The sequence below is a fragment of the Streptomyces sp. NPDC023541 genome, assembly GCF_055559995.1.
The window spans coordinates 1-15,873 of sequence record NZ_JBVHJO010000020.1; the positions used below are offsets into that span (position 1 = coordinate 1).

The 15,873-nt window shown below is 72.2% G+C and carries 13 protein-coding genes and 1 pseudogene; 8 read left to right on the plus strand and 6 right to left on the minus strand.

The window, feature by feature from the left end:
- Positions 1-372 precede the first annotated feature (372 nt).
- Positions 373-1,026 carry a MerR family transcriptional regulator gene (locus ACZ3X1_RS32275; protein ID WP_390077405.1) on the minus strand — a complete coding sequence of 218 codons (654 nt, stop codon included), beginning with the start codon at positions 1,024-1,026 and terminating at the stop codon, positions 373-375.
- Positions 1,027-1,152: 126 nt separating this feature from the next.
- Between ACZ3X1_RS32275 and ACZ3X1_RS32280 the strand changes: the two genes are divergently transcribed.
- Positions 1,153-2,565, plus strand: coding sequence for a YhgE/Pip family protein (locus ACZ3X1_RS32280; protein WP_467282421.1), 1,413 nt, complete (start codon positions 1,153-1,155; stop codon positions 2,563-2,565).
- Positions 2,566-2,690: 125 nt separating this feature from the next.
- Positions 2,691-4,739, plus strand: a complete 2,049-nt coding sequence (locus ACZ3X1_RS32285; protein ID WP_467282423.1) for a protein kinase domain-containing protein — start codon at positions 2,691-2,693, stop codon at positions 4,737-4,739.
- 64 nt (positions 4,740-4,803) lie between these two features.
- Here the strand turns inward: ACZ3X1_RS32285 and ACZ3X1_RS32290 are convergent, their stop codons facing one another.
- Positions 4,804-5,418: a TetR/AcrR family transcriptional regulator gene (locus ACZ3X1_RS32290; protein ID WP_362627927.1), complete on the minus strand. Its 615-nt coding sequence runs from the start codon at positions 5,416-5,418 to the stop codon at positions 4,804-4,806.
- 126 nt (positions 5,419-5,544) lie between these two features.
- Between ACZ3X1_RS32290 and ACZ3X1_RS32295 the strand changes: the two genes are divergently transcribed.
- The gene (locus ACZ3X1_RS32295) at positions 5,545-6,528 is read left to right on the plus strand and encodes an oxidoreductase (protein WP_467282425.1); all 984 of its coding nucleotides are present in this window, start codon (positions 5,545-5,547) and stop codon (positions 6,526-6,528) included.
- Between the two features lie 246 nt (positions 6,529-6,774).
- On the opposite strand, the gene ACZ3X1_RS32300 is transcribed toward ACZ3X1_RS32295, so the two are convergent.
- Both ACZ3X1_RS32300 and ACZ3X1_RS32305 read right to left on the minus strand, forming a co-directional pair.
- On the minus strand, positions 6,775-7,233 hold the full coding sequence (locus ACZ3X1_RS32300; RefSeq protein WP_467282427.1) for a DoxX family membrane protein: 459 nt from the start codon (positions 7,231-7,233) through the stop codon (positions 6,775-6,777).
- Positions 7,234-7,358: 125 nt separating this feature from the next.
- On the minus strand, positions 7,359-7,667 hold the full coding sequence (locus ACZ3X1_RS32305; protein ID WP_362627918.1) for a hypothetical protein: 309 nt from the start codon (positions 7,665-7,667) through the stop codon (positions 7,359-7,361).
- A 204-nt stretch (positions 7,668-7,871) separates the two neighbouring features.
- Between ACZ3X1_RS32305 and ACZ3X1_RS32310 the strand changes: the two genes are divergently transcribed.
- Positions 7,872-8,141: a WhiB family transcriptional regulator gene (locus ACZ3X1_RS32310; protein ID WP_390077414.1), complete on the plus strand. Its 270-nt coding sequence runs from the start codon at positions 7,872-7,874 to the stop codon at positions 8,139-8,141.
- 12 nt (positions 8,142-8,153) lie between these two features.
- Here ACZ3X1_RS32310 and ACZ3X1_RS32315 read toward each other — a convergent pair whose 3' ends face one another.
- Positions 8,154-9,269 carry a serine hydrolase domain-containing protein gene (locus tag ACZ3X1_RS32315; protein WP_467282429.1) on the minus strand — a complete coding sequence of 372 codons (1,116 nt, stop codon included), beginning with the start codon at positions 9,267-9,269 and terminating at the stop codon, positions 8,154-8,156.
- Positions 9,270-9,395: 126 nt separating this feature from the next.
- Here ACZ3X1_RS32315 and ACZ3X1_RS32320 point away from each other — a divergent pair, with 126 nt between their 5' ends.
- The 3 genes and pseudogenes from ACZ3X1_RS32320 to ACZ3X1_RS32330 all read left to right on the plus strand — a co-directional run.
- Positions 9,396-10,283 (plus strand): AraC family transcriptional regulator, encoded by an 888-nt coding sequence (locus tag ACZ3X1_RS32320; protein ID WP_467282431.1) that lies wholly within the window; start codon positions 9,396-9,398, stop codon positions 10,281-10,283.
- Positions 10,284-10,630: 347 nt separating this feature from the next.
- A complete protein-coding gene (locus ACZ3X1_RS32325) occupies positions 10,631-11,332 on the plus strand; it encodes a 4'-phosphopantetheinyl transferase family protein (RefSeq protein WP_467282433.1) in 702 nt (233 codons plus the stop codon).
- Positions 11,333-11,493: 161 nt separating this feature from the next.
- Positions 11,494-11,841 (plus strand): annotated as a pseudogene (locus ACZ3X1_RS32330) (nuclear transport factor 2 family protein); the annotation flags it as partial.
- Between the two features lie 119 nt (positions 11,842-11,960).
- Here the strand turns inward: ACZ3X1_RS32330 and ACZ3X1_RS32335 are convergent.
- Positions 11,961-13,496 carry a hypothetical protein gene (locus ACZ3X1_RS32335; RefSeq protein WP_467282435.1) on the minus strand — a complete coding sequence of 512 codons (1,536 nt, stop codon included), beginning with the start codon at positions 13,494-13,496 and terminating at the stop codon, positions 11,961-11,963.
- Positions 13,497-14,256: 760 nt separating this feature from the next.
- Here ACZ3X1_RS32335 and ACZ3X1_RS32340 point away from each other — a divergent pair.
- A complete protein-coding gene (locus tag ACZ3X1_RS32340; RefSeq protein WP_467282437.1) occupies positions 14,257-15,828 on the plus strand; it encodes a S8 family peptidase in 1,572 nt (523 codons plus the stop codon).
- Positions 15,829-15,873 lie beyond the last annotated feature (45 nt).

Here is a 15,873-nt window from a genome sequence, read left to right on the forward strand (position 1 = left end):
TGCCTCAAACGCTACGTCGCGCGAGAGATCTACCGGCTCATCGTCCCGACACGCGCCCCCACTGACCAGACAGGACCCACCCCAGTCGCTGTTTGACATCTATAGGGGCATCAAGCGCGAGCAGGTACGTCCGTCTGCCTCGGCACCGCCACAGCAGCAGCCGATGCCGCCACCCGCGGCGCCGCCCGCGCCGGCCCGGCCGGGCGTAGCGGTGTTCCTCCCACTTGCCGAGGGTCCCTGGCTGCTCCAACCCGGCGCCCGTCGGCGCCTCCTCCTTCGGCCCGCCCAGCCCGAGGACCCGCCCCCGCCGGCTCCTCCGAGGGTTGCTGGGGGCAGGTCGCGGTGTCGTGCCCGGCGCCCTTCATTGAGACGCTAGCCGGGCGCACCTGCGGCGCGGCGCCTGACCTGGTCTTCCTGGGCAAGGCGTCGCAGCAGTTCGAACACCGGGGCGCAGACCGCCAGGACGACGACCGCCCGTTCCGCCAGCGACACCGGGTCCTCGATGCCGACCGCTCGCTCCAGGTCCAGCCGGGCCACCGACTCCGCCAGCCGTGCGTAGGCGGCGAGCTCACCCGGGGCGTACTGCGCGTCCAGCCGCCGCAGTTCCTTCAGTGCCGCCGTCAGCCCTTGCACGTGCGGGGACGTCCCCGGCACCTGCCACTCCAGGGCGGCGAGCAGCTCAGCCACTTCGGCCCCGGCGGTCGTGTCGCCCTCGCTCGACTCCCCGGCGCTCGCTGCGGGCTGGGCCGCTCCCGGCACCGGCAGTGCGTAGCTGACCGCCCCGAGGGCCCCCTCGACGCCTTGAGCCTGGTCGACGGCCCCGAGCACGTCACGGGTGGCGGCGATCGACAGGCCGCCGAGCGTCGTCAGTGCCTTGATCAGCCGTAGCCGTTGTGCGTGCTCCTCCCCGTACTCGGCCAGGGTCGCGGCCGTCGCCCGCCCTGCGGGCAGCAGGCCCTGCCGCAGGAAGTACTTGATGCTGGCGACCGGTACGCCCGTCCGCCGGCTGAGCTCCGAGATCTTCATTGCGGCTTCCCTGCTGGTCGTGCGGTCCGGCGCCCGGCACCCGGCGCCCGGCATCGAGCTCCGGCGATTGGACACCACAACAAGATACTGCCACTATCCAGTAGCTGGATAGTCAAAGTATCCAGTATGGAAACGCAGCTCAGCCGCACCGGAGAATCGATGCCTCAGCCCACGCCGCCCCCCTCCGTGCTCCGCCGACCCCAGCTGTGGATCGGAACGGGACTCATCGCCGCAGTGGTCTCGATGGTGTTCGCCCTGCTCTACGTCGGCGGCAACCTCGACCCCAGGGGCGATCTGCGCGACCTGCCCGTGGCCCTGGTCAACGCGGACCGCGGGGCCGACACCGGCGGCCGCCACGTCAACCTGGGCGAGCAGGTCGTCTCCGGGATCCAGACGGCGGCCAAGGGCGACAAGAGCATCGACTGGCAGGTCGTGAGCCGCGAGGAGGCCGACACACGGCTGGGCAAGGGCAAGCTCTTCGGCGCCCTCGTCATCCCCGACGACTTCTCGACCACGGTGACCGGGCTCACGGGCCAGCAGCCCGCGCCCCAGGGCAAGGCCGCCCCGCCGACCCTGACCGTGCTGACCAACCAGGCCGCCGGCAGCATCGGTTCCTCCATGGCCTCGCAGGCTGCGCAGAAGGCCGCCCACGCCGCCTCCACGCAACTCGGCCAAGAGCTCCTCAAGCAGGCCGGCTCCCAGAAGACCCCGCTCCCGACTGCCGCCCAGCTCAAGCTGGCCGACCCGGTGACCGTGGCCGTCGCCGACGGCCACCCCGTCGGGTCCCGCAGCGCCATGGGACTGAGCGCCTTCTACTACGCGCTGGTCCTGGTCGTCTGCGGCATGCTCGGTGCCAACGTGGTCAACTCCCAGGTCGACACCGCGCTCGGCTACCTGCACACCGACTTCGGTCCCTTCCGCAAGCGCGAACCCGTCCAGCACACCAGCCGCGTCCGCACCCTGGCCATCGCCATGGCTCTCATGCTCGGCCTGTCACTGGTCATGGGCACCTTGGTGGAGGTCGCCACGGTCGGCATCCTCGACATGGACGCCTCCCACCTGGGCCTGCTGTGGCTCTACTCCGTCGCCACGATCGCGGTCGTCGGCATCGGCAGCCTGGCCCTGTTCGCCGCTTTCGGAACCCCGGGCATGCTGCTGGCCACCATCGTCTTCATCGCGATGGCCGTCCCCTCCTCCGGCGCGACCGTGCCCGTCCAGGCGCTGCCCGGGTTCTTCCGCGCCCTCGCCGAGTTCGAGCCGCTGCGCCAGATCACCGAGGGGCTCCGCTCCCTGCTCTACTACGGGGCCCAGGCCGACGCGGGGCTCACCCGGGCGTGGGCGTCCATGGGCGCCGCTCTTGTCGCAGCGCTGCTCTTCGGCTTCCTCGTCACCCACCTCTACGACCGTCGGGGACTGCACCGCATCCCCCGTCCCCAGATCGAGGGCAACGACGAGACCGGGGCCGGGACCGGGGCCGGGTCGGCGGCCCCCGCCGAAGCCTCGGAGTCCCCGGAGGCCGGCGCACCGGCCACGGCTTGATTCGTCCTCGCCCGGCCGTCGAAAGGCACGGCGGCCGGGCCCCCGCGCGGGACCGGCTTGACTGGTGGACGGCGCGACAGGTAGGGAGAGGCTGTTCATCGCGCAAGGTGTGAAACGGGGGACATATGAAGCCGCTCGAATCGGGCGATCCGACTTCGCTCGGCGACGGCCGCTACCGGCTGGTGGGACGGCTCGGCCAAGGTGGCATGGGGGTGGTCTACCTGGGCCGCTCCCGGTCCGGCCGTGCGGTCGCCGTCAAGGTCGTACGCCCCGAACTGAGCACCGAGCCCGGGTTCAGGCGCAGGTTCGCCGACGAGGTCGCGGCGGCGCGGCGGGTCGGCGGCTTCCACACCGCGCCGGTGGTCGACGCCGACCCGGACGGGGAGCCGGCCTGGCTGGTGACGGCCTTCGTGCCCGGACCCACCCTGCAAGCAGTACTCGCGCGCGTCGGATCGCTGCCTCCGGACACGCTCACCGTCCTGGCGGCCGGCCTGGCCGAGGCCCTGGAGGCGATCCACCGGGCGGGGGTCATCCACCGCGACCTGAAGCCCGCGAACATCATCGTCGCGGAGGACGGGCCCCGCGTCATCGACTTCGGCATCGCGCGCGCCCTGGACGGAACGTCCCTGACACAGACCGGCATACAGGTCGGCACGCCGGGGTTCCTGGCACCCGAGCAGCTCACCGGCGGTGGGGTGGTCACCCCTGCGGTCGACATGTTCGCTTTGGGGGTGGTGCTCACCCAGGCTGCCGGCGGCGCCCCCTTCGGCGACGGGCCATCCGCAGCCAGGCACTACAAGGTGGTGTACGAGGAGCCGGACCTGAGCGCGGTGCCCGCTGGACTGCGCGAGGCCATCGGCGCCTGTCTTTCCAAGGACCCGGCGGCAAGGCCCACACCGGCTGCGTTCCTCGCCACCCTCACCGTCCGCCACCCGGACGGCGACTCCTGGCTACCCGATGCGGCAACCCAGCTGCTCCCGCCCCCGGAGCCGGCGGCAAGCCCCACCGCGCCGGACAGCCCGTCCGAACCCCGGCAGGGCCCGCCCGTAGCGAACAGCGCCCCGCACGGCGTCGCGGAGCCCCGTACGGAACAGCCGCGCACGGTGACGGGACCCGCAGCGCGGCTCTCCCCCCTGCCCCAGCCCGTAGCCGTGCACGAGGCGCAGGCGGATGCGGACAGGCCCCGGCGCCGCCGCGCCGTCGGGGCGGCAGTGCTCGTGATGTCCCTCGTCGCCGCCGGCCTGTTCGTGTGGGAGCCCTGGAACGACTCCGCCAAGGACAATTCCAAGGGCGGCGCCGCCACGCCCACCGGCTCCGCTCCCTCCCCCGCCCCGGACTCGTTCCCCGCCGAACCCCTGCTGGTCCGGCAGGACACCGCCCCGGGCTGGCCGGGGACGTGCCACGGCGTCATCGCCCGGCGGGACGCCGCGACGGAGAAGCCCGTGCAGCTCATCCCGGGAGGCGAGGGCGGCGCATGCGACGTCCTGCCCCAGTGGTCCCCGGACCGCAAGTCGTTCGCGTTCACCCGCAGCACACCGGAGGGCACGGCCGTCTGGACCGCCAACGCCGACGGCTCGAACGCGCGCCGGATCACCTCCATCGCCGGCGGCCGCGTGTCCTGGTCGCCGGACGGCAGCCGGCTCGCCGTGCTCCGCGTGAAGGACGGCGTGCAGCAGCTGTTCGTGGTCGGCGTCGCCGACGGCTCCGCCCGCCAGCTCACCTCGGGCAAGGGGCAGGTCGAGGATCCCGCGTGGTCGCCGGACGGCAAGAGCATCGTGGTGTGCCTGCAGACAGAGCCCGAGAACTGGCAGATCCACGTGGTCGACCCCGCCGCTCCGGGCCGCGCCCCCCAGCAGGTGACCCGGCTGCCCCACCCGGCACTGGACCCGGTGTGGTCCCCCGACGGCGCCACTTTCGCCTACACGGCGGGCACCTACGGCACGGGCACTCAGGGCGACATCCGCCTCGTGAACGCCGACGGCAGTGGCGACCGTGAACTCGTGGCCACCGGCGCCCATGAGATGGACCCCGCCTGGTCCGTCGACGGCAGGTGGGTGGCGTTCGTCCGCGGCCCCTACGAGCAGCCTGTGGTCTGGGCCGTGCGGAAGGACAAGACCGGGGAGCGCGCACTCACCGCGGGTGCCGCCTCCGAGGGGCACCCCGCCTGGCGCTGAGCGCGGCGTCGGCCGAGCGCCAGGTGCGGCTGCACTCGGTTCGGTGCGCGTGGCGGGGCTCGGGTCATGGAGTCGGCAGTGCGTGGGCGTGGGCGGCGGCCAGGGCGACGTCCACCGCGCGGTCGGCGGTGGTCTCGTCGACCGGTTCGCCGGTGAACACCAGGCGGAAGTAGATCGGCGCGACAAGGGCTTTGAGGAGTTCGCCGGGGTCGGTGTCCGTGGGCAGTTCGCCGCGCTCGACGGCTCGGCCGACGACGGGTTCCGCGCGGCGGAAGCGGTCCTCGAAGAGGGCGCGTTTGATCTCGGCGAGCTGGGTCGTGCGCGCGGCGTCCGAGAGGGCTGTAGTGAGGAGGGCTCGGCCCGCGCTCGTGGTCATGGTCGCCACGAGGGAGCGGGCCAGGGCGCGCAGGTCGTCCTTCACCGCGCCGGTGTCGGGGATCGGGATGTCGGTGGCGAAGTGGTGGGCCAGTGCGTCCGCGACGAGGCCGTCGGAGGTCTTCCAGTTCCGGTAGATCGTCGTCTTGTGTACGCCGGCCCGTTGGGCGACGGCGTCGACGGTGAGCGCGGCGTACCCGGTTTCCGTGAGCTCGGTGATGGTGGCTCCCAGTACGGCGGCGCGCATCTTGCTGCCGCGCCCAACGGTGGGGCCGCGCTGTGAGGTGGGCTCGACAGGCTTCATTGCAACTCCCAGTTGCGTTACTGGCGGGACATGCGGCATCGTGCAGCAGCATATTGCAACTCGACGTTGCGATGCGGCCGAGCGCCCCTGCCCACATGCCCCACTCCTCCATGGATCGAGGTCCCCATGACCCGTGCCACCCGGGCGTACGCCCAGACTTCGCCGAGCGACCGCTGGACGCCCGACTCCATCCCAGGCCAGTCCGGCCGTCTGGCGGTGGTCACCGGCGCCAACAGCGGCATCGGATACGTCACCGCCCGCGAACTCGCCCTCCGCGGCGCCCGCGTCGTCCTCGCCTGCCGCAGCCAGGAGCGCGGGCAGGACGCCCTGGAGCGCCTGCGGGCCGAAGTCCCAGGGGCCTGGGTCGAACTCCGCCTGCTCGACCTCGCCGATCTGAAGTCCGTCCGCCGGTTCGCCGACAGCTGGAGCCACGGCCGGCTCGACCTCCTGGTCAACAACGCCGGCATCGCCATGGTCCCGTTCTCCCGGACCGCCGACGGCTTCGAGTCCCAGTTCGGCGTCAACCACCTCGGGACGTACGCACTCACCGGCCTCCTCATTCCGCACCTGCTGGCCTCGCCGGACCCCCGCGTGGTGACGGTCAGCAGTGAGGGGCAGCGATTCGCCCGGTTCGACATGGGCAACCTCGACGCCGAGCGCGGCTACCGGCCGCTGTTCACCTACATCCAGTCGAAGCGGGCCAACCTGTACTTCGCCACGGAACTGCAGCGCAGGGCCGACGCCGCCGGGGTGAGCCTGCGCAGCATGGCCGTCGCCCCCGGACTCACCCGCTCCAACGTGCTCACCGGCGGAGCCAACAGCGCCCGGGGCCGCGCGTACGGAGCGCTGATGCGCCTGCTCGTGCGCAGCGCCTTCCGCCCGACGCCGGAGGGCGCGAAGACCTCCCTGTACGCCGCGACCGTTCCCGATCTGCCCGGAGGAAGCTACGTCGTACCCGACGGCCCGTTCCAGCTCCGCGGCGAACCCGTACTCCGCAGCCGGGAACGCGCCGTCCGGGACGCCGACACCGCCCACCGGCTGTGGGCCCTCTCGGAGCGGCTCACCGGCGTGGTCTACCCCATGCCCGCCGACGTGCCGTCTCGGGACTGACCCAGCCGAAGCGCGGTCCGGCGAGCGAGCATGCGTCGGCGCACATCAGCGCTGAGGCCGCTCACGCCACTGAGATGCGCGCTCCGCCCTCCAGTTCGCCTGAGTCTCGACGCGCCCCCCGCGAGCGAGGGCTGCTGCCCAGTCTGCGAGAGCGCCCGGGCGATCCCGGCGGAGCGGGGCCCTCAACTCGTCCCCGAACGGCAGGCACGACCCCAGGCGCCACTGCGCCCAACCGGGAGCCCCGCTTCACCCACCCAGCGGGCGCCGGCGAAGCGCGTGCCGGGAGCGGTAGGCGAGCGAGGGTTTGCCGTGGGTGTCCGCGGCGGCGATCAGGAGCCCTCCCAGGGCGGAGAGGTCCGTCAGGAAGTGAGCGCGCTGCCGTGCGCGCTCCTCCGGGTCCTCCTCCGTCCAGAAGGCATGCGCGGTGAGGGAGGCCGGCACCAGCGTGGCAGCGAGAGCGAGCGCGGCCAGGCGCGGGGCGCGCCCCGTCGCGAACATCAGGCCCGCCGTGGCCCGGATCGCGCCGGTGGCGCGCACCAGTTGCCGCGGATCCGCGGCGAGGGCCGGGATACGGTGCCCCACCGCCCGTACGACGGGCTGTGCTGCTTCCGTCAAGGCGGACTCGGGGCGGTGCAGGGTGCGTAGGCCGCCGGTCACGAACGGAGCGGCGAGCAGGGGGCGGGCGAGGTTTCGTAGGACAGCCATGTCGCGCTGATGCCCGGACCTCGTATGTCTATCCCGGGCACTGATGGGTTGATGGGTCGATGCGTCGATGGGTCGATGGGTCGATGCCGGTGATCTCCCGGCATCGTCCGGGTGCCGAGGAGGTGTCAGGACTCGCCGTCGATTCCGGTGACCGCGGGCGGCCCCAGAGGGGCGTCCTTCTCCGGGAAGCCCAGTTCTTCGAGGGTGGCGGTCAGCAGGCGGACGGCGTCGCCCTCGGCCGTCACCCGGTCCGGGGCCTCGACTTCGAGCCGGACGGAGAAGGTGCCGCCCTCGTGGACCGTGAGCAGTTCCACGTCCTCCGTCTCGCTCAGGTCGGTGTGGTGCGACGCCAGCCTCTTCGTCAGCTCGGAGCGTGTCGCGTCGTCGATGTCGCTCAGGAAGGTGCCGGGCACGGTGATGACGTAGGTGGTCACTGCTGCCTCCTGTCGGGCGGCCGGGTTGAGTTGTGTGAATGCCCCGGTATCGGGTTTCGAATCCCTGCGGCTCACCGTGTCAGCCTGCCGGATGCGGCGCGGGACGGCCGCGAACGGTGGCCGCGGCACTGCATAGAGCCATCGGTACCGGCCAGGAGAGCAGGTAGGAACTCGGACGAAAACGAACCGGATGGAGGAACGACGATGAACTGGCGCCACGAGGCAGCCTGCCGGTGGGAGGACCCCGATCTCTTCTTCCCCGTCGGCTCCAGCGGCCCGGCACTCCTTCAGATCGAGGAAGCCAAAGCCGTGTGCCACCGTTGCCCGGTCAGGGAGACATGCCTTCAGTGGGCCCTCGATGGAGGCCAGGAGTTCGGTGTGTGCGGTGGCATGAGCGAGGAGGAACGCCGCCGGGCCACCAGGCGGCGTAAGGCGCGGGCCCGGGCCGACCGGTCCCGCCGGCCCTCCGGCTGATGTGCCGGCCCATCACCGCAGTCCGCTGTAGGCGGCCATGACGATCTCCATGCCGCGGTTGTCCTCCTGCTGGTCCCGGTCGAGCATCCGGTTCATGACGTAGGCCACCGTCATGCGTGCGCCGGGGTCGCTCGCGACCAGCGAGCCGCCCCATCCGCCCCATCCGAAGGTGTCGCCGAACTTGCCGAAGCCGGTGGTCCACGACATCGGCGTCCGCAGGACGCGGTCTTCGCCGCTGAACACCTCCTGCCACGCGGGCTCGCAACCGCGGGAGGACAGCAGTCGCACCCCGCCGGCCGATCCGTGGTTCGCGAGGACCGACTGGACGAGGGCGACCGACCGGGCGTTGCCGAAGCCGTTCACCGCCGGGATCTGCGCACGGCGCCAGGCCACGGAGTTGACGTCCCTGACCCGGACCGCGGCACCGGTGTACTTACGGCGGGTGCCGTCGGGCCCGAGCGGTGCGCCGGCCGTGTACTCGTCGGTCAGCGACGGCGGCGGGACGAGCGGTGCGACGCGGCGGTCGTGCTCGGCGGACAGCCCGATGTGGAAGTCCGCGCCCAGCGGCTCGGCCACTTCCTCGGCGAAGAACTCGCCGAGGCTCCGGCCGGTGATGCGGCGGACGATCTCACCGACCAGGAACCCGAAGGTGAGCGCGTGATAGCCGGCCGCGGTTCCCGGTTCCCATTCGGGGGCCTGCGCGGCCAGCCCCGCCGTCACGCTCTCCCAGTCGTAGAGCTGCTCGACCGCCGTCGGCCCGGAGAGGTCCGGTAGACCGGCGGTGTGTGAGAGCACGTGGCGTACCAGTACGTTCTCCTTGCCGGCCGCGGCGAACTCGGGCCAGTAGGCGGCGACCGGCGCGGCCGGATCGAGCTCGCCCCGGTCGGCCAGGATCAGAGCGCACAGGGCTGTCATGTTCTTGCTCGTCGAGTTCACGCAGGTGAGGGTGTCGCGTTCCCATCCGGCGCGGCGGTCCCCGTCGGCGTACCCGCCCCAGATGTCGACCACCGGCTCGCCGTCCAGATAGACGGCCGCCGAGGCGCCGCCGTCGTAGGTGCCGAGCACCTCTGCCAGTGTCTCGCGCACCGCGGCGAACCGCGGTTCGCACAGTCCCTCGATGTCAGTCATGGGTGTGAGCCTCATGCAACGCGGGAGCTTCCTGCCCGACAATTCCCGCACCGGCTTTGTCGGGCGGGCGCGGTCGGTTCTTCTCCACATTCCTGTGGTGGAGACACGAGGAAGGGTGCACAGGGCGTGCTGGAGCGGCTGAATCAGGCGCTGGACCACTTGGAGGCCTGCCTCGACCGGGAGATCGACATGGCCGAGGTGGCCCGGATCGCCGCTGTGTCGGAGTACCACTTCCGGCGGCTGTTCACCGCGCTGGCCGGGATGCCGCTCCCGGTCTACGTGCGGCGCCGGCGGATGACGCTCGCCGGGGCCGAGGTGCTGGCCGGGGAGCTGACGCTGCTCGATGTCGCGGTGCGGTACGGGTACGGCTCGGGCGAGGCGTTCGCCCGAGCGTTCCGGTCGGTGCACGGCATCGGGCCGGGCGAGGCCCGGCGTACGGGAGCGGTGCTCACGGCGCAGCCCCGCATGTCGTTCCGTGTCGTCGTCGAGGGAAGTACGAGCATGCGGTACCGGATCGTGGAGAAGGAGTCGTTCCGGGTCGTCGGCAGGAAGGCCACGGTCCCGCTGGTGCACGAGGGGGTCAACGCGGCCGCCTCGGCGCACGTGGAGAGTCTGGACGAGCGGGCGGTCGCACGGATGAAGGCACTGGTCGGCCCGGAGCCGGAGGGGATCCTGTCTGCGGTGGTGCACCTGACCGACAGCCGGGAGCAGGGTGCCGAGGTGGACTACTGGGTCGGTGTGGCTGCCCGCCCCGATGCGGCGGGCGAGGGGCTCGACATCCTGGACGTGCCGGCCGGGACCTGGGCGGTCTTCGACAACCGCGGGCCGTATCCGAGCGCCCTTCAGGAGCTGTGGCGGGACGTGTTCACGCAGTGGTTCCCCTCGAACCCGTACGCGAGCCGGCCGGGTCCGGAACTCCTGCTGACGCAGCCGGTGGAGGTCGGCGCGGAGACCGACTCGCAGCTGTGGATCCCGGTCGAGCGGAGCAGCGGGACCACTGGGACGGGGCCGTGAACAACCCCGTACACCGGTCGACTTCGCCCACCGCCGTTACGGCTGCCTCGGCGCGACCGCAGGGACATCGCCGGGGCGTGAGGTGGGGCAGGTGCGGTCATACGCTGCCCAAGTCCGCGAAACACCCGGCCGCTCGGCAGGCCCGCAGAGCCCGGAATCGAGCACCTGCGCGACGTCCGGCGATCCGGGCCGCTCGGCGCCGCTGTCGTGGGGACGCCGTCCGGCCGTCCACGCCACCACCCGGTCGGGCATGGCCACACCCACCGCACGCCCCCGGAGAGAACAGCCCGCAGACCACCTCGGGCCGCCGCGACGGCACGCCACCGGCCTCGACTACCCTCAAACACGTGATCGAGCACGTGAACCAACTCGGACCCAACCCGCCCGCACCCGGCCCCGGGCCCACTTCCACCACCCCCGTGGTGTGGGCCCTCAACACCACCGTCCCCGCCGTCGGCGGCCACCGGGTCACGGACGCGGACTCCATCCTCGACGCGGAGGAACGCGAACGCGCCGCCCGCTTCCACACTCCCGGTCTGGCCCACCGCTACGTCACCTCCCACCTCGCCCTGCGCACTCTCCTCGGCATCTACCTCGACCAGCCACCCCGCACCATCCGGCTCACCCGCGAGGACTGCCCGTGCTGCGGCGCGCCCCACGGCCGCCCCAACATCCCGGGAAATCCGCTCCACTTCTCCCTCTCCCACAGCGGCGACCACGCCTACATCGCCCTCGCCACCACCCCCGTCGGCGTCGACATCGAAGAGCACCCCACCCCGCAGACCCTCACCGACGTCCTCCACCTCCTCCACCCCACCGAAACGGAGGAACTGACCGCGCTCCCCGCCGCCGAACGCATCACCGCGCTCGCGCGCTGCTGGGCCCGCAAGGAAGCCTGTCTGAAAGCCGCCGGTACCGGGCTGGCCAACGGCCTCGTCGACCCCTACGTCGGCACCCGGCCCCACCCGGCCAGGGTTCCCGGCCACCACCTCACCGACCTCCCCGCCCCCGCCCACTACCAAGCCGCCCTCGCCACCCTCACCGGGTGACATGGCAACGGCACCCACGCAGTACACCCGTATGCGAGTTCGGCAGGGTTGACATGCGAAACCTGCGCTTGTCGCATGCCTCGCCGTGCATCACGCTGGCGGACATGACCTCACCACACACCATCGGCCTGCCGGGATCCGGACGTTCCCTCTCCGCCGCGGAGGAGGCCGCCCTCGAACCCCTCCGTGCCTACGTGCGCGGTCACGCGACCGGCGACCCGGTGCACTTTCGCGACGCGTTCCTGCCCACCGCGCACATCGAGGGCATCCGCGAGGGGGAGTTCGTCTCCTGGCCCCTCGACGCGTACTGCGGCCTCTTCCCGGGCCGGCCGGCCCCGGACGAACCGTCCCGCAGCCGCCGCATCGACGCGGTCGACGTCCGCGGCAGCGTCGCCACGGCGACCATGACGCTGTCGCACGGCGCGGACACCTTCACCGACGTCTTCCTGCTGGTCCGTGCCGGCGACGGCTGGCGCATCGCCAACAAGGCGTACCACCGGCACTCCTGAGGAATGGCCGGCCGGAACGACGCCCAGGGCGTGACGCGCGAGCCGTGCGGGCCGGAGGGGCCGAAGCCTTCCGGCCCCGGCAACCGCCCCCGTGCCGAGGGGCGCGACGCCGCGGGCCGTCAGCCGCTCTTCAGGCGGCGGACGAACTCGTCGCCCAAGCGACGCTGGAGATCGGCGAGTTGCTCGTCGGTCAGGCCTGTGAGGTCGCCCGGACCGCCTCCGCCCTTCGCCGCGCCGTCCTGTTGCTTCTGCTGCTCCCGGCGTGTGAGCTCCTGCTCCTCGGGAGAACCGGGCGCCGCGTACGCGCACCGGATGAGGGCGCCGTCGGCGGCCTTGAGGCAGGTGGCTTCACGGCCGTCGACCGGGCCCCTCCCCTCGACGCGGTAGCGGATGTTCTGTTCGCTGCCGATGGTGGCCGTCCACGTACTGCCCCCGGTGGGGACGATCTCGAACACCTCGTCGTCGTTGTAGCAGCAGACGTCCCGGTACTCGGCCTTGATGAGCGCCGCGAGTGCCTTCGGCGAGGACCAGGCGGGATCGAGGCGGTACACGGTCATCGGCGCGAGAGAACCTCCCTGGTGGCGCGTGGGCACGGTCGAGACGGCCACCACCGAGCTGGCGTCCCCCTGCGGGGTGAGCGGGGTGACGTAGGCACTGCCACCGGCCGCGGCGCCGCCGTGGCGCAGGGTGAACTCGGCCTCGTTGCCCTCGTTGGCACCGTCCTCGGAGGCGTCCCAGCCACTGCGCTCGAACCACCAGTCCCCGAACCCGCCCACCGCGGCCGTGCCCTCCCGCTGGCGCGCGGCGAGACTCAGGGGGTAGGAGGGGCCGGGGACGGCGGACGTGTCGGTGGTGAGCGTCAACTTTCCGGTCCTGCCGTCGTAGAGGGCCACGCCGGCGGGGCGTTCGGTCACGACGAAGAGCCCGGTCTGTCGCTTGAGGGGGACGACGACGACCGGGGTGCCGTTCGAGCAGGTCACGTAGGCGTCGTCGGCCTCGAAACGAACCCAGCGCTTCACGGCCGAGATCTTCCGGCCGAGATTGTGGGTGAACCAGCCGCTGATCCGGGCGTCCGCCTTCTCCACGTCGAACGGGCAGCGCTCCTGGCTGCGGCCGGTTCCGCCCAGCGGGACCTCCTGCACCAGGCCCACCTCGTACCCGGCGAGCCAGCCGCGCCGCTCGACCAGGGCGCCGAAGCGGTCGGAATCGGGCAGGTAGGTGATGTCGGATATCTCACCGGTGACATCGCCCAGATGCGGGGCCGCCTGCGCCTTGCCGACCACGTACGGGGAACGGGCGGACAGCGTGGGCACCGGGTCGCTCACGATCTCCGCCGAGGCCATGTACGCGCGGTCCTGCAGGTAGGCCCCGTACACCAGCCAGCCGACGGCGAGCACCAGGGCGAAGGCGCCGCCGAACCAGCCCAGGACGACGGCCGCGTCGCCCCCGCCCCCGGCACGGCGGCCGGCGCGCCGCCGGAGCCACCGCACGGCCAGGCCGGCCGCGACGCAGCACGCCACGGCCGACACCGGCAGCGAGAACCACGCGAAGAGCTTGCGCAGTTCCCAGACCATGATCGTCGTGTAGTAGGAGGCGTACCACAGCACGAATGCCGTCGCCAGTGCGGTCAGCCCCCAACCCCATGCCCGTGCCATCGGTACTCCCCCCGCCCCCGGTCCGGGCCCGCGCCCGGTGCCGCTCGCTCGATTCTGCACCCCCGGCCGGAGCGTGTCAGCGGTCTCGCGCGAGGCCGAAGCGGGCCCGCTCACGAAAATTTCACAACTCGGCTCCTCCGCACACCGGCAGGGCCCCCCGGTGCCTACGCGGCCCTTCCCCGGCCCCCGGACCGGGCCCCGGTGTCGGCCGTCGGGCAGCTTCGGTGAGCGTCGCCCAGCGCCGCATCCCGCAGGGCCGGGGCCCTCACCGGGAAGCGCGCGGTGGCGTGAACCGTTCCGCCTGCGGTACCGGCGGAGCACGCCACTCCGCCAGGGACTCCGGGAACGCCCCAGGCAGCGGCGGCGAAGGGCCGTCCCGCTACGGGAGGGCGCGCGCGTCGGCCCCCTCCGGCGCCGCACCGGCCTCCGGCGTGAAATCGAGCCCGTCGGGCGGCCGCGGCCGGCGGCGGCACCAGCGGTACGGGCAGGCGTTCGGCGCGGTCGCGGGCCCCCGGGCCGGCCCTACCACCCGTGCCCCCGTCACGTGCGGCGCGTATTTGCTCAATCATGGCCGGAGCATGGCAAGGATGTTACGCGCTCGTGGGCCCCTTGTGGGCGGGCCGGGGGTGGGTCAACCTTTCGAAGGCGATGGCGAGTTGACGGGTTGTCATGTACGCGATGTGTGCACATGGCGTCGTGCCCGTCGGTCGTCTCCCCGCTTCATCCCCGCAGTGCACCACCCACGAGGAGGACCCCCCACATGTCCGTGATGCGTCACACCCGCCGGAGGTTCGCCGGCATCAGCGCGACCGCGGTCGCGGCCCTCGCGCTCGGCGCGGCAGCCGCACTGCCCGCCTCGGCGGCCGACAGCGGCGCGCAGGGCGTCATCGAGAACGCCGGGGCCGCCGGAACCATCTCCGGCAGCTACATCGTGACCCTGAAGGACTCCGCGGCCCGCTCCACCGCCGACAGCGGCAAGGCCGTGGCGAAGCGGTACGGCGCCAGGATCGACCGGACCTACACCGCGGCCCTCAACGGCTACTCCGTCAAGGTCTCCGAGGCGCAGGCCAGGAAGCTCGCCGCCGACCCGGCCGTCCAGTCGGTCGTGCAGGACCGCGTCTTCACCGTGGACGCGACCCAGCCGAACCCGCCGTCCTGGGGACTCGACCGGATCGACCAGCGGGCGCTCCCGCTGAACCAGAGCTACACCTACCCGGACAAGGCCGGCGAGGGCGTCACCGCGTACGTCATCGACACCGGTGTCCGCATCACGCACCAGGACTTCGGCGGCCGTGCCTCGTACGGCTACGACGCCATCGACAACGACAACACCGCGCAGGACGGCCACGGCCACGGCACGCACGTCGCCGGCACCGTCGCGGGCGGGGCGTACGGCGTGGCCAAGAAGGCCAAGGTCGTCGGCGTCCGCGTCCTGGACAACAACGGCTCCGGCACCACCGCCCAGGTCGTCGCGGGCATCGACTGGGTGACCCGCAACGCCGTCAAGCCGGCCGTCGCCAACATGTCGCTCGGCGGCGGCGCCGACTCCGCGCTCGACACGGCCGTCCGCAACTCCATAGCCTCCGGCATCACCTACGGTGTCGCGGCGGGCAACGAGTCGACCAACGCCTCCACCAAGTCCCCGGCGCGCGTCGCCGAGGCCATCACCGTCGGCGCCACGACCAACACCGACGCCAAGGCGAGCTACTCCAACTACGGCAGCGTCCTGGACATCTTCGCCCCCGGCTCCTCCATCACCTCCTCGTGGGGCACCGGCGACACCGCCACCAACACCATCTCCGGCACCTCGATGGCCACCCCGCACGTGGTCGGGGCGGCGGCGCTGTACCTGTCGCAGAACACATCGAGCACCCCGGCACAGGTCCGTGACGCCCTGGTCGCGGCCGCCACCGCGAACGTGGTGACCGGCCCCGGTACGGGCTCCCCGAACCTGCTGCTCAACGTCGGTGAGGGCGGCACCGTCCCGCCGGGCAAGCGCTTCGAGAACACCGCGGACTACGCGATCAGCGACAACGCGACCGTCGACTCGCCCGTCACCGTCAGCGGGATCAGCGGCAACGCCCCGGCGGCGCTGACCGTCGCGGTCGACATCAAGCACACCTACATCGGCGACCTCAAGGTGGACCTGGTCGCGCCCGACGGCACCCTGTACAACCTGCACAACCGCTCGGGCGGCAGCGCGGACAACATCATCAAGACCGTCACCGTCAACGCCTCCTCCGAGGTCGCCAACGGGGTGTGGAAGCTCCGGGTGAACGACAACGCGAACCTCGACACCGGAAAGATCGACTCCTGGGCGCTGCAGTTCTGAGCGCACGGACCAGCGCATGACTTCTGATCCGCGATGAACAGGAGG

Excerpts from the sequence above, each read along its gene's own strand:
- ACZ3X1_RS32275 (WP_390077405.1), bottom strand. The coding sequence starts at position 1,026 with ATGAAGATCTCGGAGCTCAGCCGGCGGACGGGCGTACCGGTCGCCAGC.
- ACZ3X1_RS32280 (WP_467282421.1), top strand. The coding sequence starts at position 1,153 with ATGGAAACGCAGCTCAGCCGCACCGGAGAATCGATGCCTCAGCCCACG.
- ACZ3X1_RS32285 (WP_467282423.1), top strand. The coding sequence starts at position 2,691 with ATGAAGCCGCTCGAATCGGGCGATCCGACTTCGCTCGGCGACGGCCGC.
- ACZ3X1_RS32290 (WP_362627927.1), bottom strand. The coding sequence starts at position 5,418 with ATGAAGCCTGTCGAGCCCACCTCACAGCGCGGCCCCACCGTTGGGCGC.
- ACZ3X1_RS32295 (WP_467282425.1), top strand. The coding sequence starts at position 5,545 with ATGACCCGTGCCACCCGGGCGTACGCCCAGACTTCGCCGAGCGACCGC.
- ACZ3X1_RS32300 (WP_467282427.1), bottom strand. The coding sequence starts at position 7,233 with ATGGCTGTCCTACGAAACCTCGCCCGCCCCCTGCTCGCCGCTCCGTTC.
- ACZ3X1_RS32310 (WP_390077414.1), top strand. The coding sequence starts at position 7,872 with ATGAACTGGCGCCACGAGGCAGCCTGCCGGTGGGAGGACCCCGATCTC.
- ACZ3X1_RS32315 (WP_467282429.1), bottom strand. The coding sequence starts at position 9,269 with ATGACTGACATCGAGGGACTGTGCGAACCGCGGTTCGCCGCGGTGCGC.
- ACZ3X1_RS32335 (WP_467282435.1), bottom strand. The coding sequence starts at position 13,496 with ATGGCACGGGCATGGGGTTGGGGGCTGACCGCACTGGCGACGGCATTC.
- ACZ3X1_RS32340 (WP_467282437.1), top strand. The coding sequence starts at position 14,257 with ATGTCCGTGATGCGTCACACCCGCCGGAGGTTCGCCGGCATCAGCGCG.